The 20,171-nt window shown below is 64.7% G+C and carries 19 protein-coding genes and 3 tRNA genes; 9 read left to right on the top strand and 13 right to left on the bottom strand.

Annotation, left to right across the window (positions count from 1 at the left end):
* Positions 1-14: 14 nt before the first annotated feature.
* From APT63_05275 to APT63_05230, 10 genes are all read right to left on the bottom strand, one after another.
* A complete protein-coding gene (locus APT63_05275; GenBank protein AMA45087.1) occupies positions 15-710 on the bottom strand; it encodes a protein TolQ in 696 nt (231 codons plus the stop codon).
* Positions 711-712: 2 nt separating this feature from the next.
* The gene (locus APT63_05270; protein ID AMA45086.1) at positions 713-1,165 is read right to left on the bottom strand and encodes a 4-hydroxybenzoyl-CoA thioesterase; all 453 of its coding nucleotides are present in this window, start codon (positions 1,163-1,165) and stop codon (positions 713-715) included.
* A gap of 125 nt (positions 1,166-1,290) precedes the next feature.
* Entirely contained in the window at positions 1,291-2,337 is a 1,047-nt protein-coding gene (ruvB, locus tag APT63_05265; protein ID AMA45085.1) for an ATP-dependent DNA helicase RuvB, read from the bottom strand.
* Positions 2,334-2,951 (bottom strand): Holliday junction ATP-dependent DNA helicase RuvA, encoded by a 618-nt coding sequence (locus tag APT63_05260; GenBank protein ID AMA45084.1) that lies wholly within the window; start codon positions 2,949-2,951, stop codon positions 2,334-2,336. The genes ruvB and APT63_05260 overlap by 4 nt, the downstream gene beginning before the upstream one ends.
* A 108-nt stretch (positions 2,952-3,059) precedes the next feature.
* Positions 3,060-3,584, bottom strand: a complete 525-nt coding sequence (locus tag APT63_05255; GenBank protein ID AMA45083.1) for a crossover junction endodeoxyribonuclease RuvC — start codon at positions 3,582-3,584, stop codon at positions 3,060-3,062.
* 100 nt (positions 3,585-3,684) lie between these two features.
* Positions 3,685-4,431 carry a hypothetical protein gene (locus APT63_05250; protein AMA45082.1) on the bottom strand — a complete coding sequence of 249 codons (747 nt, stop codon included), beginning with the start codon at positions 4,429-4,431 and terminating at the stop codon, positions 3,685-3,687.
* 111 nt (positions 4,432-4,542) lie between these two features.
* Positions 4,543-6,318, bottom strand: coding sequence for an aspartate--tRNA ligase (locus tag APT63_05245; GenBank protein ID AMA45081.1), 1,776 nt, complete (start codon positions 6,316-6,318; stop codon positions 4,543-4,545).
* A 97-nt stretch (positions 6,319-6,415) separates the two neighbouring features.
* Positions 6,416-6,637: an FmdB family transcriptional regulator gene (locus APT63_05240; protein ID AMA45080.1), complete on the bottom strand. Its 222-nt coding sequence runs from the start codon at positions 6,635-6,637 to the stop codon at positions 6,416-6,418.
* Between the two features lie 63 nt (positions 6,638-6,700).
* A complete protein-coding gene (locus APT63_05235) occupies positions 6,701-7,069 on the bottom strand; it encodes an aryl-sulfate sulfotransferase (protein AMA45079.1) in 369 nt (122 codons plus the stop codon).
* A 162-nt stretch (positions 7,070-7,231) separates the two neighbouring features.
* On the bottom strand, positions 7,232-7,705 hold the full coding sequence (locus APT63_05230; GenBank protein AMA45078.1) for a DNA starvation/stationary phase protection protein: 474 nt from the start codon (positions 7,703-7,705) through the stop codon (positions 7,232-7,234).
* Positions 7,706-7,972: 267 nt separating this feature from the next.
* Between APT63_05230 and APT63_05225 the strand changes: the two genes are divergently transcribed.
* Entirely contained in the window at positions 7,973-8,563 is a 591-nt protein-coding gene (locus tag APT63_05225) for a cold-shock protein (GenBank protein AMA45077.1), read from the top strand.
* A 79-nt stretch (positions 8,564-8,642) separates the two neighbouring features.
* Here the strand turns inward: APT63_05225 and APT63_05220 are convergent, their stop codons facing one another.
* Together APT63_05220 and APT63_05215 are read right to left on the bottom strand one after the other, a co-directional pair.
* A complete protein-coding gene (locus APT63_05220; protein ID AMA45076.1) occupies positions 8,643-8,849 on the bottom strand; it encodes a hypothetical protein in 207 nt (68 codons plus the stop codon).
* Positions 8,846-9,277, bottom strand: a complete 432-nt coding sequence (locus tag APT63_05215) for a histidine triad (HIT) protein (GenBank protein AMA45075.1) — start codon at positions 9,275-9,277, stop codon at positions 8,846-8,848. The genes APT63_05220 and APT63_05215 overlap by 4 nt, the downstream gene beginning before the upstream one ends.
* A gap of 711 nt (positions 9,278-9,988) precedes the next feature.
* Between APT63_05215 and APT63_05210 the strand changes: the two genes are divergently transcribed.
* From APT63_05210 to APT63_05200, 3 genes are all read left to right on the top strand, one after another.
* Positions 9,989-11,263, top strand: coding sequence for a porin (locus APT63_05210; GenBank protein ID AMA45074.1), 1,275 nt, complete (start codon positions 9,989-9,991; stop codon positions 11,261-11,263).
* A gap of 150 nt (positions 11,264-11,413) precedes the next feature.
* Positions 11,414-13,129: a proline--tRNA ligase gene (locus APT63_05205; protein ID AMA45073.1), complete on the top strand. Its 1,716-nt coding sequence runs from the start codon at positions 11,414-11,416 to the stop codon at positions 13,127-13,129.
* Positions 13,130-13,150: 21 nt separating this feature from the next.
* Positions 13,151-14,104: a hypothetical protein gene (locus APT63_05200; protein AMA45072.1), complete on the top strand. Its 954-nt coding sequence runs from the start codon at positions 13,151-13,153 to the stop codon at positions 14,102-14,104.
* A gap of 117 nt (positions 14,105-14,221) precedes the next feature.
* On the opposite strand, the gene APT63_05195 is transcribed toward APT63_05200, so the two are convergent.
* Positions 14,222-15,286 (bottom strand): DNA polymerase IV, encoded by a 1,065-nt coding sequence (locus APT63_05195; protein ID AMA45071.1) that lies wholly within the window; start codon positions 15,284-15,286, stop codon positions 14,222-14,224.
* A gap of 206 nt (positions 15,287-15,492) precedes the next feature.
* Between APT63_05195 and APT63_05190 the strand changes: the two genes are divergently transcribed.
* The 5 genes from APT63_05190 (at position 15,493) to APT63_05170 (ending at position 20,169) form a co-directional block, all read left to right on the top strand.
* Positions 15,493-15,569, top strand: a tRNA-Met gene (locus APT63_05190).
* A gap of 134 nt (positions 15,570-15,703) precedes the next feature.
* Positions 15,704-15,780, top strand: a tRNA-Met gene (locus APT63_05185).
* A 120-nt stretch (positions 15,781-15,900) separates the two neighbouring features.
* Positions 15,901-15,977 (top strand) — tRNA-Met (locus APT63_05180).
* Between the two features lie 257 nt (positions 15,978-16,234).
* Positions 16,235-18,877: a hypothetical protein gene (locus APT63_05175; GenBank protein ID AMA45070.1), complete on the top strand. Its 2,643-nt coding sequence runs from the start codon at positions 16,235-16,237 to the stop codon at positions 18,875-18,877.
* Positions 18,877-20,169: a virulence factor family protein gene (locus APT63_05170; GenBank protein ID AMA45069.1), complete on the top strand. Its 1,293-nt coding sequence runs from the start codon at positions 18,877-18,879 to the stop codon at positions 20,167-20,169. The genes APT63_05175 and APT63_05170 overlap by 1 nt, the downstream gene beginning before the upstream one ends.
* Positions 20,170-20,171: the final 2 nt, after the last annotated feature.

Raw genomic sequence — 20,171 nt, 5'->3', positions numbered from 1 at the left:
GGGCTTCTACCTGCTCACTCTTCGCTGGTGTGCACTTTACGGTGCAGGATTGCCTGGAACTCGTCGGCGAACGTGTAGTAACGGCCGATCAGCACTTCGCTGCGTGCAGCGAAACGGTTGTAGGCGATGACGGCGGGGATCGCGGCGAACAGGCCGATCGCGGTGGCGATCAGGGCTTCGGCGATGCCGGGTGCCACGGTGGCCAGGGTGGCCTGCTGGGCGCTGGCCAGGCCACGGAACGAGTTCATGATGCCCCACACGGTGCCGAACAGACCGATGTACGGGCTGGTGGAACCGACGGTGGCGAGGAACGGCAGCCCTTGTTCGAGCTTTTCTTCCTCGCGGGAGATGGCCACGCGCATGGCACGGCCCACGCCTTCCATCACCGCGTCGGGATCGACGCCCGGCTGCTGACGCAGGCGCGAGAACTCCTTGAAGCCGGCACGGAACACCTGCTCCACGCCCGAGTCCGGGTCCGGGTTGCTGCCGGCCTGGCGGTACAGCTTGGACAGGTCGATGCCTGACCAGAAGCGTTCCTCGAAGGCATCCAGCGCACGACGACCGGCGCGCAGCATGGTGCTGCGCTGAAAGATCATGACCCACGAGGTCACCGATGCGGCCACCAGGGTCAGCATCACCAGCTGTACGACAACGCTGGCATTACTGACCAGGCTCCACATGGAGGTATGGTCGACGACGTTAGCTTCCACGCTTAATCTCCTGCGTTCGATTGAGTACCCAGGCCGCTCGCCATGAAAGCGTCGCGCAGTTCAGGAGGAAGGGCCCGGGGTTTGAATGTATCGGCACGTACGGCGGCCACCAGCACTTGCCCTTCGCAGAGCAACTGCCCGTCCGCCTCGCGCCAGACCTGTTGCACGAAGCGCAGGCTGGCACGGTTGAGCTCGAGCACCTGGGCAGTCACCCGCAGGGCGTCGTCCAGGCGTGCGGGCGCGTGGTAGCGCGCCTGGCTGGAATGAACGACGAACAACAGGTTCGAGGCAGCGAGCGCGGACTGGGAGAACCCCAGCTGGCGAAGCCACTCGGTGCGTGCACGCTCCATGAACTTGAGGTAGTTGACGTAATACACCACGCCGCCCGCATCGGTGTCCTCGTAGTACACGCGACACTGATGTGCGAACGGTTCCAGTCCATTTTGCGCGCGCATACTCTAGTGCTTACTCCTCGACTTGCCAATCCGCCCGGACAACTGTTTTTTCACGCACCGATCCAGCGCAGGGCCGGCCTGTCGCCACGCCAGCGGTAGGACCGCAAAAACCCGATTTCGATCGGTCATCCGTCGCTCGGCTCGGAAAATGTACGGGGGTCCTCGAGCCGTCCGGGGATGTTGAGGCCGAAGTGCAGGTAGGCGTGGCGCGTCACGACCCGGCCACGGGGCGTGCGCATGATGTAGCCCTGCTGGATCAGGTAGGGTTCCAGCACGTCCTCAATGGTGTGGCGCTCTTCACTGATGGCGGCGGCCAGGTTGTCCACGCCGACCGGCCCGCCATCGAACTTCTCGATCATGGTCAGCAGCAGGCGCCGGTCGGAGTGGTCGAAGCCACGCTCGTCGACATCCAGCAGGTTCAGCGCCATGTCGGCGACCGCCTTGGTGATCTGGCCCTTGCCACGCACCTCGGCGTAGTCACGCACGCGCCGCAGCAAGCGGTTGGCGATACGCGGCGTGCCACGGGCCCGGCGGGCGATCTCGTAGGCGCCCTGCTCCTCGATGACCAGCCCCAGGATGCCGGCCGAGCGGGCGACGATGGTGGCCAGGTCCTGGTTGCCGTAGAACTCCAGGCGCTGGACGATACCGAAGCGGTCGCGCAGGGGGTTGGTCAGCATGCCAGCACGGGTGGTCGCCCCGACCAGGGTGAACGGCGGCAGGTCGAGCTTGATCGAACGCGCCGCCGGCCCCTCGCCGATCATGATGTCGAGCTGGAAGTCCTCCATCGCCGGGTACAGCACTTCCTCGACCACGGGCGAAAGCCGGTGGATCTCGTCGATGAACAGCACGTCGTGCGGCTCGAGGTTGGTCAGCATGGCCGCCAGGTCACCCGGCCGCTCCAGGATCGGCCCGGACGTGCTCTTGACCGAGACGCCCATCTCGTTGGCGATGATGTTGGCCAGGGTGGTCTTGCCCAGCCCGGGTGGCCCGAAGATCAACGTATGGTCGAGCGATTCGTTGCGTCCACGGGCCGCCTGGATGAATAGCCCCATCTGGTCACGCACCACCGGCTGACCGATATAGTCCTCCAGGCGCAGCGGGCGGATGGCCCGGTCCTGCACTTCTTCGCGATCACGCCCGCTGGCGGCGATCAGTCGGTCGGCTTCGATCACTTGACGATCATCCCCTTGAGGCTACGACGAATGAGTTCTTCGCTGGTCATGCCGGCCTTGCCGTCGATGGCGGCGATGGCCTTGCTGGCTTCCTGGGGCTTGTAGCCCAGCGACACCAGGGCACTGATGGCATCGGCCTCGGCGCTTGGCGCGGTGCTCGCCGCCAGGGGACCGTCGGACACCAGGGTGAACATCGCCGGCGACGTGGCCCAGGCCTTGAAGCGGTCCTTGAGCTCGACCAGCAGGCGCTCGGCGGTCTTCTTGCCGACACCCGGAACACGCACCAGCACCGAAGCATCCTGGGCCTGCACGCAGCGCACCAGTTCGTCGGCCTCCAGGCCGGACATCAGGGCCAGGGCCAGCTTGGGACCCACGCCATTGAGCCGGATCAGCTCGCGGAACAGCTCGCGCTCGCGCTTCTCGAAGAAGCCGTACAGCAGGTGGGCGTCTTCGCGCACCACCAGGTGGGTGTGCAGGGTCACCGTCTCGCCAAGCTTGGGCAGGCGATAGAGCGTGGTCATCGGCACTTCCAGCTCGTACCCCAGGCCGTTGATGTCGACAATCAGGTGCGGCGGCTGTTTTTCCGCCAGGGTGCCGCGCAAACGTCCAATCACGTTTCGATCCTTTTAACGGGCGCTCGACCAGAGACCGAGCCACCCTATCAGCAAATGGGCCGCACGGACGCGCCGCCCGGCCAAAAGATGTATCAGGGCATGAAGCCGCTACAGACGCAAGCGTCCGCCGCGTCGCCGGGCAGTGGCCAGGCCATGCGGCACCAGGCTGGAGCGCGTGTGGGCATGGCACATGGCGATGGCCAGGGCATCGGACGCGTCGATCTGCGGCTTCTGGGTGAGCTTGAGCAAGTGCATCACCATCAGCTGCACCTGCTCCTTGTTGGCGCCGCCCGTACCGGCCACGGCCTGCTTGACCTGGGTGGCGCTGTATTCGGCGACTTCCAGGCCCTCCTCGACGGCGGCGACGATGGCCGCGCCCCGTGCCTGGCCCAGCTTGAGCGCCGAATCGGGGTTGCGGGCCATGAACACCCGTTCGATGCCCATGGTGACCGGGCCATGCTGGCGGATGATGTCGCGCACGCCGCGAAAGACGATTTGCAGGCGCTCCTGCAATTCCCCGGCACCCGTGCGGATGCAGCCCGATGCCACGTACTCGCAGCCACGCGCGGTCTGCAAGACCACGCCGTAGCCGGTGATCCGCGACCCGGGGTCGATACCTAAGATGAGAGTCATAAAGCCTGCATGCATGAGGCGCGGTGGCGCCACGAAATGACAAAGGCCGCAGCCTTCAGAGCGCTGTGCGCTGCGAAAGCTCCGGCCTCTGGAGTCTAACTCAGTTGAGCCGTTCCAGGATCTCGTCGGAAATCTGGGCGTTGGAATACACGTTCTGCACGTCGTCCAGGTCCTCGAGCATGTCGATCAGCTTGAGTACCTTTTCGGCGCCCTCCTGATCCAGCTCGGCACTGGTGGTCGGCTGCATGATGATTTCGGCATCGTCCGCCTTGAACCCGGCCTCTTCCAGCGCGGTACGCACGGCATAGAACGCGTTGAACGAGGTCATGACGTCGAAAGCGCCATCGTCATGGCTGACCACGTCGTCGGCATCGGCCTCCATGGCCGCTTCCATCAGCGCGTCCTCGGACACACCGGGGGCGAAGCTGAGCTGACCCTTGCGCTCGAACAGGTAGGCCACCGACCCGTCGGTACCCAGGTTGCCGCCGCACTTGGTGAACGCATGGCGCACCGCCGCGGCCGTCCGGTTGCGGTTGTCGGTCATGGCTTCGACCATGATCGCCACGCCACCTGGGCCGTACCCTTCATAGGTCAGCTCCTCGACGTTGTCGCTCTCGTTGGTGCCCGCACCCCGCGCCACGGCACGGTCGATGATGTCCCGGCTCATGTTCGCGCCGAGCGCTTTGTCCAGCGCCAGGCGCAGACGCGGGTTGGAGGCCGGGTCAGGGCCGCCCTGCTTGGCCGCGACGGTCAGTTCGCGGATCCACTTGGTGAAGACCTTGCCTCTCTTGGCATCCTGGCGCTCTTTGCGGTGCTTGATGTTCGCCCACTTGGAATGACCGGCCATAACGACTCCGAATTCTTTGAAACGTACAAGGCAGCGCCCGACCACGGGCGTTGCCGGAAACCTGTCGACCCAATGCAAGACGCGCCCGGTTGGGCGCGTCTCGGGACCGGCTTACTCGACCTTGGCCTGCTCACGCAGACGGATGTGCAGCTCACGCAGCGCCTTGGCATCGACCTGGCCTGGGGCCTGGGTCATGACGTCGGCGGCGCTCTGGGTTTTCGGGAACGCGATCACTTCGCGGATCGACTGGGCGCCGGTCATCAGCATCACCAGGCGATCCAGGCCGAAGGCCAGGCCACCATGGGGTGGCGCGCCGTACTTGAGGGCGTCGAGCAGGAAGCCGAACTTCTCCTGCTGCTCGTCGGCCTCGATGCCCAGCAGGCGGAACACCGCCTGTTGCATTTCCTTGCGGTGGATACGGATCGAACCGCCACCCAGCTCGGTGCCGTTGAGCACCATGTCGTAGGCGCGCGACAGGGCGGTGGCCGGGTTGGCTTCCAGTTCCTGTGGCGAGCACTTCGGCGCGGTGAACGGGTGGTGCAGCGCGCTCAGGCTACCGTCGTCGTTCTCTTCGAACATCGGGAAGTCGATGACCCACAGCGGTGCCCACTCGCAGGTCAGCAGCTCGAAGTCGTGACCCAGGCGGATACGCAGGGCACCCAGCGCCTCGCTGACCACCTTGGCCTTGTCGGCGCCGAAGAACACGATGTCGCCATCGACCGCACCGACGCGATCGAGGATCACGTTCAGGTTGGCCTCGGGGATGTTCTTGACGATCGGCGACTGCAGGCCTTCGACGCCCTTGGCGCGCTCGTTGACCTTGATGTAGGCCAGACCGCGGGCACCGTAGATGCCGACGAACTTGGTGTACTCGTCGATGCGGCTGCGCGGCATGCTCGCGCCGCCTGGCAGGCGCAGCGCGGTCACGCGGCACTTCGGATCGTTGGCCGGGCCGGCGAAGACCTTGAAGTCCACGTCCTTGAGCTGGTCGGCGACGTCGATCAGCTCCAGCGGGTTGCGCAGGTCCGGCTTGTCGGAACCGTAGCGACGCATGGCCTCTTCATAGGTCATGTGCGGGAAGTCACCGAACTCCAGGTCCAGCACTTCCTTGAACAGCTTGCGGATCATGCCTTCGGTCAGGCCCATGATCTCGCTTTCGTCGAGGAAGCTGGTCTCGATGTCGATCTGGGTGAATTCAGGCTGGCGGTCGGCACGCAGGTCTTCGTCACGGAAGCACTTGGCGATCTGGTAGTAGCGATCGAAGCCGGCGACCATCAGCAGCTGCTTGAACAGCTGGGGCGACTGCGGCAGGGCGAAGAAGCTGCCGGCGTGGGTGCGGCTCGGCACCAGGTAGTCACGGGCGCCTTCGGGCGTGGCGCGGGTCAGGATCGGTGTCTCGACGTCGAGGAAGCCGTTCTCGTCGAGGAAGCGACGGATGCTGCTGGTGATGCGCGAGCGCAGACGCAGCTTCTCGGCCATTTCCGGGCGACGCAGGTCGATGAAGCGATAGCGCAGGCGCGTCTCTTCACCGACGTCGGAGAATTCGTTGAGCGGGAACGGTGGGGTCTCGGCCTCGTTGAGCACCTTCAGCTCGTAACCCAGCACCTCGATGGCGCCGGACGCCATGTTCGGGTTGACCGCACCCGCCGGGCGTGGACGTACCTTGCCGGTGATCTGCACCACGTACTCGCTGCGCACGCGGTCGGCGGCGGCGAAGGTGTCGGCGCGATCGGGATCGAACACGACCTGGGCCATGCCCTCACGATCACGGATGTCGAGGAAGATCACCCCGCCGTGGTCGCGGCGACGATGAACCCAGCCGCAAAGGGTAATTTCCTGACCATCCAGGGTCTCGTTCAATTGGCCGCAATAGTGGCTGCGCATCATGATGGTGGTTTCGCTTCTCGTGATTCGTGTAGTCGTGGAGGCCTCGAGCGCCTGCCCTGAGGGGCCGATACTGCAAGACCGGTCGATGCAATTCAACTCAGTCGGGCTTGTCGCCGCCAGCCAGGTTCTTCTTGGCACCGGTCTTGAAGTCGGTTTCGTACCAGCCGGTACCGCCCAGACGGAAGCCGGGCACCGAAAGTTGCTTCTTCAAGGTCGGCGCTTGGCAGGCCGGGCAATCGACCAGCGGCGCGGCGCTGATCTTCTGCAGGGCCTCCAGGCGATGATCGCAGGAGGCACAGTGGTAGTCGTAAAGGGGCATGGACGTCTCTCGTCAACCGCAACGCTGAGTGTTACTGGGAGCAAAGAGCGGGATTATATATGGTTAGGGTTGGCTGTGCAGCCTGCCAGCCGCGCGAAGCCCCGGCGGCGGATCGAGCAGCCAGTTGACGCACACCACGCGCACCAGGCCACTGAAGTTCTTCACGCCGCCATGACGCAGGTGCACTTCACGGTCGAGGTAGGACAGCACGGCGCTCACCGAACAGTCGTTGGCCGCGGCGATGCGCTCGAGGATGCGCCAGTAGACGCGCTCCAGGCGCAGGCAGGTGGCGAAGCCGTTGAGCCTGACCGAGCGCGAGACCGGCCGCGCCTGGCTCATGTCGAACTGGTTGTCGAAAGGGTCGATGCAGGGCTTGCTGGGCCAGCGCCCTTGGCGCGGCGCAGGCTTGGTGGTTGCCGGCAGTGCTTGCATGGTCGTCGCTCCCGATTGCACAGGTCCCGTGCGTCATTGCACGAAGCCCATGAAGCGACGCCAGCGCCCGGGAGAGCAGCGGCAAGGTTTTCCTGCGGCCATGAAAATGCCCGCCTTTTCGGGGCGGGCACGTTCGTCAGGCACTCGCCCGGCCGAAGGCTGTCACTTGCCGTCGAGCAGCACGCGCAGCATCCAGGCGGTCTTCTCGTGCACCTGCATGCGCTGGGTCAACAGGTCGGCGGTCGGCTCGTCGCTGACCTTGTCGACGACCGGGAAGATGCTGCGCGCCGTGCGCACCACCGCCTCCTGGCCCTGCACCAGCTGACGGATCATCTCGTCGGCCGGTGGCACGCCGTCTTCTTCCTTGATGGACGAATGACGGGCGTAGAAGGCGTAGGAGCCAGGCGCGGGGAAGCCCAGCGCACGGATGCGTTCGGCGATCGAGTCCACCGCCAGCGCCAGCTCGTTGTACTGCTCCTCGAACATCAGGTGCAGCGTACGGAAGGACGGCCCGGTCACGTTCCAATGGAAGTTGTGGGTCTTGAGGTAGAGCACGTAGGTGTCCGACAGCAGACGCGACAGCCCGTCGACGATGGACTTGCGGTCTTCTTCACTGATACCGATATCGATTGCCATTGCATTCCCCTTGTACCGTAAATCGTGTTGATCGAATGGGCAGGTCACACTGTATCAAGACCTGCCGATGCCCGCATGCGCCATGGCGGCGCAGGCGTCCTGATTTGAGAAGCCCCTGCCTTTGCGGTTAAATAGGCAGCGTGCCACCCGTGCGGATCGTCAATGCCCGGGTGCATAGGCTGGCTCGTCGCACCCTTGCTTATCTCTCCCGCATGCCACGGCGCCAGCTCTTCCTGTGATCGGCCTTATCAATGTGAGTCAATCGACATGTTCAAGATCCTTCATCTCGTGACGGGCGTCGCCGCCTTGCTGCTGGCACTCATTCCCAGCCTGCGCATGGACGCCATGCCCCCGTTGCAACAACCCCTGGCGGTCTACCTGGGCCTGCTCGGCCTGCTCAACCTGACGCTGGCGCCGGTCATTCCGCGCCTGTCCGGGACACGCCTGCAGGTTCAGCGCCTGAGCAGCACCCTGCTGGTGGCTGCGGTGATCCTGCAGACCATCGCCCTGCTCGCCCTGCCGGAACCGGGCGCCACGCTCGCCCTGCTGTGCGCGCTGCTGGCGGTTGCCCTGCACCTCTACGCGAGCCTGGCCCGTGCACCACGTCCGGCGCGCTCGACCTCCAGCGCCCCCTTCGACACCACCGAGCGCGATACCGGCACGGTGAAGTGGTTCAACACCTCGAAGGGGTTCGGCTTCATTTCCAGAGACTCGGGGGACGATATCTTCGTTCACTTCCGGGCCATCCGCGGCGACGGCCACCGGGTGCTGGTGGAAGGCCAGCGCGTAGAGTTCTCGGTCATGCACCGCGACAAGGGGCTGCAGGCCGAAGACGTCATCGCCGTCCCACGTCGCTGAGCGGCCTCCCCTTCACGATCGCCGGGCAATGACCCGGTGATCGTTCCTCCTGTCCATTCCTGCCCTACGTCGTCACACCTCAATAATGAGGCGGCGGCGCTTCCTCCTCGCCGATGCCGAACTGGCTGCTCAACTCTTCGTGGCGCCTGAGCAACTCGGCCATCTGCAATTGCAGGCGCTCGATGATCCGTGCCTGCTCGACCACCACGTCGTTGAGCGCCTGAAGGGTGTCGTCCTGAAAGGCCTGTCGGCTTTCGAGGTCGACCATGCGCGCGTCCAGGCTCATGCACCGACCTCCACGAACTGACAGTCGGCGGGCAGTATCGTACGCAGGCGCTGGCGAATGGCCTCCACCTGTCCGTCGGCATAGGCGAGCGCAGGCACCTTGCCCCACACAGGGGCGGGCCAGGCCGCATCGTCCCTGCGTCGCACGACCACATGCATGTGCAGCTGGCTGACCACGTTACCCAGGGTCGCCACGTTCATCTTGTCGGCACGAAACGCCTGGCCCAGCCACTGCGCCAGGCGCGTGGTTTCCTGCCACAATGTCTGCTGCTCGGCTTCATCGAGCTGAAACAGCTCGCTGATGTCGGCACGCCGCGGCACGAGGATGAACCAGGGGTAGTTGGCATCGTTGCTCAGCAACAGGCGACAGAGTGGAAAATCACCCAGGACATGCGTGTCCTGTTGCAGACGTGGATCGAGGCTGAACACGGGGTCTCTCCTTGCAGACGATGAAGGTGGCCAGGGCACGACGACCTTCTGAGCCCGCCAGGATACATGGCTTGCCCGGCCCAGGCACATGCCGTGCCCGCGCGAACGTACGCACCGAAATCGGTAACACAGCGCTACCTTTCGCACCATAAGAAGGCACGTCGCGCGTCACCGACCTTGCCGAAGTAGCACAATGGCCAGCAGCCGGTAACAACGCTCGCCACAGCGACGGTCTGCTCACCCGTGTCGGCGCCCATCCTGACGGACGCAAACCCTCGTGTTTTCAGGGAAGGTCCATGACTCGATAAAAAAATGTGAAAAATTCATTAGCTCAAACTCACTTTGAGCACGCTTGTTGCATTTGCTCAATCAGAGTCGGCAGTCACCGGTAACCCGGAACACGAGATCGACAACGACAGCCTGTAGCGACCCAGGAAGAACGTCGAAAAGGTCTGTTTTTTTGCCTGTGCCGCGCACGGTGCAGAGGTGGGATCGCAATGACTGCACCCACGATCTGGCCTGCGGCATGTGCCTTAAAAACACTAGATGCGACAAGGGGTAACGAATGACACGAAAAGTGAAATCCCACCTCTCGTCAAGGCCAGGTCGGCGTGCTATATGCTGCGCCGGCATAACAAGAAAAGAGCCGCGCCCATAACAAGAAAAGGGCCGCGGTAGACTCTTCCTCTATACACAAAGGAGCACATCACGATGCGCGTGATGAAGTGGAGCATGATCGCCCTGGCCGTTGCGGCGGGGACTTCGCAACTGGCCGTCGCCTCTTCGCAGGACGAAGCCAAGGGTTTCATCGAAGACAGCACGCTGACCCTCAAGACCCGCATGTTGTACTTCAGCCGTGACTTCCGTAACTCGCCTCCTGGTTCCAAGAGCCGCGCCGAAGAGACCGGCCTGGGCTTCCTGGGCACCTACGAGTCCGGCTTTACCCAAGGCACCGTCGGCGTCGGCTTCGATGCCATCGGCATGCTCGGCGTCAAGCTCGACAGCGGTCGTGGCCGTGCCGGCACCGGCCTGTTCCCGTACGGTGACGATGGCCGTGCGCAGGACGAATATTCGGAAGTCGGCGGCGCCGTCAAGCTGCGTATCTCCGACACCGTGCTGAAGGTCGGCGACCAGATCACCGCCCTGCCCGTGTTCGCCACCGACGACAGCCGACTGTTGCCGGAAGTCGCCCAGGGCGCACTCATCACCAGCAAGGAAATCAAGGGCCTGACCCTGCACGCCGGTCGTTTCACCGCCGTCAACGCGCAGAACCAGACCTACCATGACAGCCTGGGCCTGAAGTCGGCCAACGTCGTCGGCGGCACCTACGCCTTCACCGACACCCTCAGCACCAGCCTCTACTACTCCAAGGTCGAGGACTACTGGCGCAAGGTGTACGGCAACGTGAACTTCGCCCTGCCGCTGTCCGACAAGCAAGGCCTGGTGTTCGACTTCAACATCTACGACACCAAGAGCGATGGCGCCGGCCTGCAGCGCGCCGCCAACGATGGCGTGACCAAGCTCGACAACACCGCCTTCAGCCTGTCCGGCGCCTACAACCTGGGCGCCCACACCTTCACCCTGGCCTACCAGCGCGTCAGCGGTGACGGCGACTACGGCTACGGCGTCGATGGCGGCGGTACCGTGTACCTGAACAACTCCGTGGCCCGTTCGGACTTCAACGCCGAGGACGAGCGTTCCTGGCAGGCCCGCTACGACCTCAACTTCGCCGAGTACGGCATTCCCGGCCTGAGCTTCATGACCCGTTACGTGCGTGGTACCGGCGCCAACACCGCCACCACCGACAACGGCAAGGAATGGGAACGCGACGTGGACGTCAAGTACGTGCTGCAAGAAGGCCCTGCCAAGGACCTGAGCTTCCGCGTCCGCCAGGCCACCTACCGTTCTTCGGACGGCGTGTACTACGGTTCGTCCTCGATCGACGAACTGCGCCTGATCGTCGAGTACCCGCTGAGCATCCTGTAAGCCTTCAGCGAGTGTCCCGAGGCCCGGCAGCGATGCCGGGCTTTTTCTTGGCTGACAATCGCCCCGCCCTGGGGCATCCTGTACGCGCTCGCCCCACCCCCGTACAATGTGCGGTCATCTTCAACGTCCAGGCAATCGACACGGCCCACCATGCGCACCAGTCAATATCTGCTCGCCACCCAGAAAGAAACCCCCGCCGACGCGGTCGTCATCAGCCACCAGCTCATGCTGCGCGCCGGCATGATCCGCAAGCTGGCCTCCGGCCTCTACACCTGGCTGCCGATGGGCCTGCGCGTGATGCGCAAGGTCGAAACCGTGGTACGCGAAGAAATGAACGCCGCCGGTGCCCTGGAGGTGCTGATGCCCAGCATCCAGCCTGCCGAACTGTGGCAGGAGTCGGGACGCTGGGAGCAGTATGGTCCGGAGCTGCTGCGAATTCGGGATCGTCACGACCGCGACTTCTGCGTCGGCCCGACCCATGAAGAAGTGATCACCGACCTGGCACGCAACGAGCTGTCGAGCTACAAGCAGCTGCCGTTGAACATGTACCAGATCCAGACCAAGTTCCGCGACGAGATCCGCCCACGCTTCGGCCTGATGCGCGGCCGCGAGTTCATCATGAAGGACGCCTATTCCTTCCATGCCGACCAGGCTTCCCTGCAGGAAACCTACGACCGCATGCACCAGGCCTACACCAACGTCTTCACCCGCCTGGGCCTGGATTTCCGTCCGGTGCAGGCCGACACCGGCTCGATCGGTGGCAGCTACTCCCACGAATTCCACGTCCTGGCCCAGTCCGGCGAAGACGACGTGATCTTCAGCGACAGCTCCGACTACGCGGCCAACATCGAGAAGGCCGAGGCGGTCCCCCGCGAGACCGTGCGTCCAGCGCCCACCGAAGCGTTGCGCCTGATCGACACGCCACACGCCAAGACCATCGCGCAACTGGTCGAGCAGCATGACACGCCGATCGAGAAGACCGTCAAGACGCTCATCGTGCGCGGCGCCGAGGAAGGCAAGCTGATCGCCCTGGTGATCCGTGGCGACCACGAGCTCAACGAAATCAAGGCGGTCAAGCTGCCTCAGGTCGCCGAGCCGCTGGTCATGGCCACCGACGCCGACCTGCGCGAGGCCATCGGCGCAGGCGCCGGTTCGCTCGGCCCGATGAACCTGCCACTGGAATGCGTGATCGACCGTTCGGTCGCGCTGATGAGCGATTTCGTCGTCGGCGCCAACATCGATGACAAGCACTACTTCGGCGTGAACTGGGAACGTGACCTGCCCGTTCCGGAAGTCGCCGACCTGCGCAACGTGGTCGAGGGCGACCCGAGCCCGGACGGCCAGGGCACTCTGGTCATCAAGCGCGGCATCGAAGTGGGCCACATCTTTCAGCTGGGCACCAAGTACAGCGAGGCGCTCAAGTGCCAGGTGCTGGGCGAGAACGGCAAGCCGGTTGTGCTGTCCATGGGCTGCTACGGCATCGGCGTCTCGCGGGTCGTGGCCGCAGCCATCGAACAGAGCCATGACGACAAGGGCATCATCTGGAACGACACCCTGGCGCCCTTCCAGATCGCCCTGGTCCCCCTGCGCTATGAAACCGAAGCCGTGCGCGAGGCCACCGACACCCTGTATGCCGAGCTGACCGCTGCCGGCTTCGAGGTGTTGCTGGACGACCGCGACAAGAAGACCAGCCCCGGCATCAAGTTCGCCGACATGGAACTGATCGGCATCCCCCACCGCGTGGTGGTGTCCGATCGCGGCCTGGCCGAAGGCAATGTCGAATACAAGCACCGTACCGAGCAGGATGCCCAACCGTTGCCGCTGGCAGAGGTGCTGACGTTCCTGCAAGCGCGCGTGCGCCGCTGACCCCACCTTGCGCGAGTGAACATGTCCAAGCGAAGTACCCATACCCTGGCAGGAGCCGCCTTGAGCGGCGCCCTGTTCGTCAGCGGCTGCGCCAACCAGATGTCCCAGCGCAGCGAGCATGAAGACCGGGTCGAGCGAAAGCTGCTCGAGCACACCTTGCAGATCGACGCGGGCGAACCCCAGGTCATGGAGCTGCCGCAGCGTCGCGTTCGCGTGACCGAGCGGCGTCGCTTCGAGGTCACCGAGTTCGAGGTCACTCGCCACTACGATCGCTACACGCCGTATCAGCCCTGGCGGGAGGTCTATGAGATCCCGCTGGGCGCCGTGGCGGTGGTCGCAGGGCTCGGCGCCAACGTGGTGAACGTCTTCGCCTTGGGCAAGCTGCCTGACAGCGTGACACGCGATTGGCTGGAATACGGCGTGGCGGGCCTCAACCCGTTCATGAACGTCCAGTCCAATGGCCGCGCCCAGCAGAACCTCGCCAGCCTGAGCGAAACACGCAAGGGGCAACGCGAAGAGTTCACCAACCTGCCCTGGGTCGAGCACCCGCTCGAGGTCAAGGCGGGCAAACTGACCCACGAGTTCGCCACCGACGACAATGGCGTGGTGCGCCTCAACCTGCTGGAAAGCCCGTTCGCCGAACAGGACCTGAGCCGTATCGGTACCCTGCACTTGCAGGCCGCCGACGAGGAGAACGGCATACGCGGCGACGCGACGTTGCTGATCAGCGACAAGCTGCGCCGTGCGCTGCCCGAGGCGCGTCGCCTGGTCTTCGATGACCTGGAGGACGATGACGTGTCGCACTGGGTGCATCGGATCAAGCGTCTGGCCGAACTGGGGCTCGAGGAAGAAGCCAGCGACCTGGAGCAGAGCCTGGTGGAACTCACGCGCAACGACCCCGAGCTGCAGCATGACTTCCTGCAGTCGCTTCGGCAGCAGACCGGCCGCCTGGTGGCCGACCCCGGCGCTCGCTAAGGCAGCGTTGTCACGCAGCAGGCCCCCGCCCGCCTGTTGCGTGAACCCTGCGGTGTCCGCCGAATCGATCGTCTCGTTATCCCCCCTCGGATCGACCGTGCCTGCCTGGCCACAGGTTCAAGGCTCCTGAAACAGCTCCAGCTGTTCGGCCGCACCCCGCAGATCCTGCAAGCGCACCCCGACCCCCAGCAACCTGACCGGCTTGCCGCCACGGGCGAAGGCCTGACCCAGCAATTGTCGGTAACTGTCCAGGTCACGCCCGGCCCTCGATTGTTCCAGCGTGGTCTGGCTGAAGTCGTGGAACTTGACCTTGACGAAGGGTTTGCCTGGCCGATAGCTGCTGTCCATGCGACCAATGCGTTCGTCCAGGGTCGCCAGCAGACCCGGGAGCTTGTCCAGGCAGGCCTCGAGGTCGGGCAAATCCGTGTCGAAGGTGTTCTCCACGCTGACCGATTGCCGTCGGCTGTCGTTCTGCACGACCCGCTCGTCGATGCCGCGCGCCAAGCCCCACAAGCGCTCCCCGAAACTGCCGAACTCCCGCGCCAGGTCCACGCGCGACCAGGCGCGCAGGTCGGTGCAGGTGACGATGCCCAGGCGAGCCAGCTTGTCGGCGGTCACCTTGCCCACGCCGTGCAAACGATTGACCGGCAGTTGCGCGACGAAGGCCTCCACCTCCAGCGGCGTGATGACGAACAGGCCATTGGGCTTGCGCCAGTCGCTGGCGATCTTGGCCAGGAACTTGTTGGGGGCGACGCCGGCCGACACGGTGATGTGCAGCGTGCGCGCCACCCGCCGACGAATGTCTTCGGCGATGCGCGTGGCACTGCCGGCGAACCAGTGGCTGTCGGTGACGTCGAGGTAGGCCTCGTCGAGGGACAACGGCTCGATCAGCTCGGTGTAGTCACGGAAGATGGCCTGGATCTCGCGGGACGCTTCCTTATAGGCATCGAAACGCGGCTTGACGATGACCAGGTCCGGACACAGCTTCAAGGCATGCCGTGACGACATGGCGGAACGGACACCGTAGGCCCGCGCCTCGTAGTTGCAGGTGGCGATCACACCGCGCCGCTCGGCCGACCCGCCCACGGCCATGGGTCGCCCCGCAAGCTGCGGGTCGTCACGCATTTCGATGGCGGCATAGAAGCAGTCGCAGTCGATATGAATGATCTTGCGCGTGGACATGGATGACGGACACCACTGTAAATTCATACAGATAGTACCCCATCCTCGAACACGGCGGCAGCCACTGCGACTGTCGGCGTGTCGGAACCTGGACGCGGGCTGCCTGGCAATGCCCCATGAGGCGCTAACATCCTGACGTCAAAACGCTTTTTTTCACACGATCGCTTGACAGGGGAAGGAATATCCGTAGAATCCCATCTCACAGGCGCGGGATGGAGCAGCCTGGTAGCTCGTCGGGCTCATAACCCGAAGGTCGTCGGTTCAAATCCGGCTCCCGCAACCAACTTAGAGAAAGGCCACTGTTCACGCAGTGGCCTTTTTCGTTTCTGCCCGAACAAGGCTTCCAATCCCTGTTCGCGCGACTGGGCCGATCGCGCTTGACGTGACCGCCATACGCTGTATAGTGCGCACCTCTGACGCGGGATGGAGCAGTCTGGTAGCTCGTCGGGCTCATAACCCGAAGGTCGTCGGTTCAAATCCGGCTCCCGCAACCATCTTGGAAAAAGGCCACTGTTCACACAGTGGCCTTTTTCATGCCCGCTCGAAAACCCCAGGCAGATCAACGATTTAAATGTTGACACCAGGGCCGCACACTGTAGAATGCGCCCCACTGACGCGGGATGGAGCAGCCTGGTAGCTCGTCGGGCTCATAACCCGAAGGTCGTCGGTTCAAATCCGGCTCCCGCAACCATATCGTCAGAACAGACCCCGCCTACTTCGGTAGTGCGGGGTTTGTTGTTTCTGGCGTCTCGTATTCTTGTCGCCTTGCCCTCTTCATGACAGGCCTGCCTTGCGCCGTCATCCTCGCCCTACCATATGAACATTCTTTAACTATCCTGAACCAATCCAACCCCTCTGCCACAGAGTACTATCAGGACACGTTTTCCAAAGGGATTTTCACTTGGCCGCATTCCGCTTTTGCCTCCACCGTGCCGCGTGGGGTATGACATGAACACGCCGGCACCTGACACCTCTTCACCGGTCACGGCCGCATTGCCTGCCGCCGCCCAACGCCTGCCATGGCTGGAACGGCTCAGCCGTTACCGGCAACCGATCGGCCTGGGCCTGACCCTGGTCCTGTTCGCGATCGCCCTGCTGGCCTGCTGGCACCTGCTCAGCGAACTGGACCTCAATGCCCTGCGCGACGCCGTCACCGAGGTCCCCGCCTCCTCCTTGTCGGGCGCCCTGCTGGCGACGGCCACGGGCTTCGTGATCCTGCTCGGCTACGAATGGTCGGCCAGCCGCTACGCCAACGCCAAATTGCCGGGCAGTACTTTGGTGATGGGTGGCTTCTGTGCCTTCGCCGTCGGTAACGCCGTAGGGCTGTCGATGCTGTCAGGCGGCTCGGTTCGCTACCGCCTGTACGCCCGCCATGGACTGGGCGCAGGCGAAGTGGCACGAATGACCGTGTTCGCCAGCCTGTCGCTCGGCTGTGCACTGCCGCCCCTGGCGGCCGTGGCGTTGCTGAGCGACTTGCCTGCGGCCTCGACGGCCCTGCGTCTGCCGATCGGCGTGCTGGCCACCCTTGCCACGGCCACCCTGGTACTGTGCGCGGCCCTGGCCATCGGCCTGTACCGTCGTCGCCTGCCGGAACAGCCCCTGGCCGACAACCTGCTGGTGCAGGTCCGCCGTCACACCTTGCGCCTGCCCGCGCCACGTCTGGCCGCCCTGCAGCTGTTGATCACCGCCCTGGACGTATTGGCGGCAGCCACCGTGCTCTACCTGCTGCTGCCCGAAGCGCCGCCCTTCGGTGCCTTCGTGCTGGTGTACCTGCTGGCGCTGGCAGCCGGCGTGCTCAGCCACGTGCCCGGCGGCGTCGGCGTGTTCGAGGCCATCCTGCTCGCGGCCTTCGCCAACCAGCTCGGTGCCGCGCCGCTGGCCGCCGCCCTGCTGCTGTACCGGCTGATCTACGTGGTGCTGCCCCTGCTGGTCGCCTGCGCCGTGCTGCTGGCCAGCGAGGCACGTCGCCTGCTGTTCGCCCAGCAAGCCCTCAAGGCCGCCTCGGGGTTGGCCGCACCGGTCCTGGCGATCCTGGTGTTCCTGTCGGGCGTGGTGCTGCTCTTCTCGGGCGCCACGCCGGAGATCGACACCCGCCTGGAACACATGGGCTTTCTGATCCCCCATCGGCTGATCGATGCCTCGCACTTTGGCGCCAGCCTGGTCGGCGTGCTGTGCCTGCTGCTGGCCCAGGGGCTGCGTCGACGCCTGTCGGCTGCCTGGTTGCTGACCACGGTGCTGCTGTTGTTGGGCGCCGTACTCTCGTTGCTCAAAGGCTTCGACTGGGAGGAAGCCAGCATCCTGACCGTCACGGCGGCCCTGCTGGCGCTGTTCCGGCGTTCGTTCTACCGGCCCAGTCGCCTGCTCGAACTGCCCTTCTCGCCGGTCTACCTGGTGGCGAGCGCCTGCGTCATCGGCGCGTCGATCTGGCTGCTGCTGTTCGCCTTCGAAGACGTGCCCTACGATCGCGAGCTGTGGTGGCAGTTCACCCTCGATGCCGATGCACCGCGGGCCTTGCGCGCGGCCCTGGGCAGCGCCGTGCTGCTGGTGTTCGTCACCTTGACCTGGCTGCTGCGCACCGCACGCCCGATGATCCATCTGCCGCCCGAGCAGGAACTGGACCGTGCCAATCGCATCCTGCAGGCCTCTGACCAGCCAGATGGCGGCCTGGCCCTGACCGGCGACAAGGCCTTGCTGTTCCACCCCAGCGACAATGCCTTCCTGATGTACGCCCGGCGCGGGCGCAGCCTGGTGGCCCTGTACGACCCGATCGGCCCGCCCCAGGAACGCGCCGAGATGATCTGGCAGTTCCGCGACCTGTGCGACGTGCACCATGCGCGCCCGGTCTTCTACCAGGTCCGCGCCGAGAACCTGCCGTTCTACATGGACATCGGCCTGACCGCGATCAAGCTCGGCGAGGAAGCCAGGGTCGACCTGTGCGCCTTCGACCTCGACGCCAAGGGCAAGGAAATGAAAGACCTGCGCTACACCTGGAACCGGGGTGGACGCGATGGCCTGAGCCTGGAGATCCACGAGCCCGGCAAGGCGCCGCTGGACGAACTCAAGGTGATTTCCGACGCCTGGCTGGGCAACAAGAACGTGCGCGAGAAAGGCTTCTCCCTGGGCCGCTTCAGCCCCGAGTACCTGCGCTACTTCCGCATCGCGCTGATTCGCTTCCAGGGGCGGCCGGTGGCGTTCGCTAACCTGCTGGAAACCCACAGCAAGGAGCTGGCCAGCCTGGACCTGATGCGCGCACACCCGGAAGCGCCGAAGCTGACCATGGAATTCATGATGCTGGGGCTGATCCTGCACTACAAGACCGAGGGCTATCAGCGCTTCAGTCTGGGGATGGTGCCGCTGTCCGGCCTGCAGCCGCGCCGGGGTGCGCCGCTGACCCAGCGCCTGGGCTCGATGGTGTTCCGCCGTGGCGAGCACCTGTACAACTTCCAAGGCCTGCGCCGCTTCAAGGACAAGTTCCAGCCTGACTGGGAACCGCGCTACATGGCCGTTCCTGCCGGGCTCGACCCCTTGGTGGCCCTGGCTGATACTGCCGCCCTGATCGCGGGCGGCCTGACCGGATTGGTGAAACGCTGATGACTCGACGCTTTCGACTGTCTCTGCTGTGCGTACTCCTGCTCGTGGCCATCGCTGCGGTCGGCTTCTGGTTCTGGACACGCCCGGCGCCTGCGCCGCGGCTCGAACACCTCACACTGGGCCAGGGCGGCGACCTGATCAAGGTCACCCCTGCTGGTCATGCCAAGACCCATGTGGCCATCGGCGTGCCGGCAGGCCAAGGGCTGACCGAGCGGCAATTGCTCGACCTGAGCCAGGCGGCCGATGCGCAACTGGTCCAGGTGGTGCTGCAGGATACGGACTGCACGGCCCAGCACACGGCCATGACCGAGGCCCTCGGCGCGTTGTCCAGCCCGCCGTCCCTGGTCGCCGGTATCGGCGCGGGGGCCAGCGAGGCCTGGCGCTGGCTGGCCAGCCAGAACGACGACCAGGCCCATGCGATCTCCGTGGACTTCAAGACCGAACAGCCAGGCTGCTCGCAGGCCCTGCCCGCCTCGGCCGCCCACGGCCACTGGAGCGTGGCCTGGAACGACAACCCGGACGACGCCAGTGCAGCGTTCGTGCGCAACCAGCCCAATGCCGACACCAGCATCAGCGACTATGACATCCACTTGCCACAGGTGCTTAAGAACCAGCTGACCCAGGCCCTGGTCGGCCCGGACGGTACCGCCTTGAGCATTCCGGTGGTCGAGGTGCCCGCCGGCCAGGCCAGCGACACCGTCACGCTGTTCCTCTCCGGTGACGGCGGCTGGCGCGACCTGGACCGCGACGTCGCCGGGGAGATGGCCAAGCTCGGCTATCCGGTGGTGGGCATCGACACCCTGCGCTACTACTGGCAGCACAAGACGCCCGAGCAGAGCGCCACCGACCTGGTGGAGCTGATGCAGCACTACCGCCACAAGTGGGGCACCAAGCGCTTCGTACTGACCGGTTATTCGTTCGGCGCCGATGTACTGCCCGCGATCTACAACCGTTTGCCTGCCGAAGACCAGCAGCGCGTCGACGCCATCATCCTGCTCGCCTTCGCCCGCAGCGGCAGCTTCGAGATCGAGGTCGAGGGCTGGCTGGGCAAGGAAGGCCAGGAGGCGCCTACCGGTCCGGACATGGCGCGCCTGCCCGCGAACAAGGTGGTGTGCATCTACGGTGAAGAGGAAGCCGCCGAGAGTGGTTGCACCGACAGCACCGCCGTCGGCGAGCGGGTCAAGCTGCCTGGCGGGCATCACTTCGACGAAAACTACCCGGCCCTGGCCAAGCGCCTGATCGGCGAGATCGACGCACGCCAGGACAAGGCCGGTACGACCAAGCAGCCCTGAAT

The sequence above is a fragment of the Pseudomonas monteilii genome (assembly GCA_001534745.1).
GTDB lineage: Bacteria > Pseudomonadota > Gammaproteobacteria > Pseudomonadales > Pseudomonadaceae > Aquipseudomonas > Aquipseudomonas alabamensis.
The sequence above is the reverse complement of the archived record's forward strand: the minus strand, read 5'-3'. Positions and strand labels throughout refer to the sequence as shown.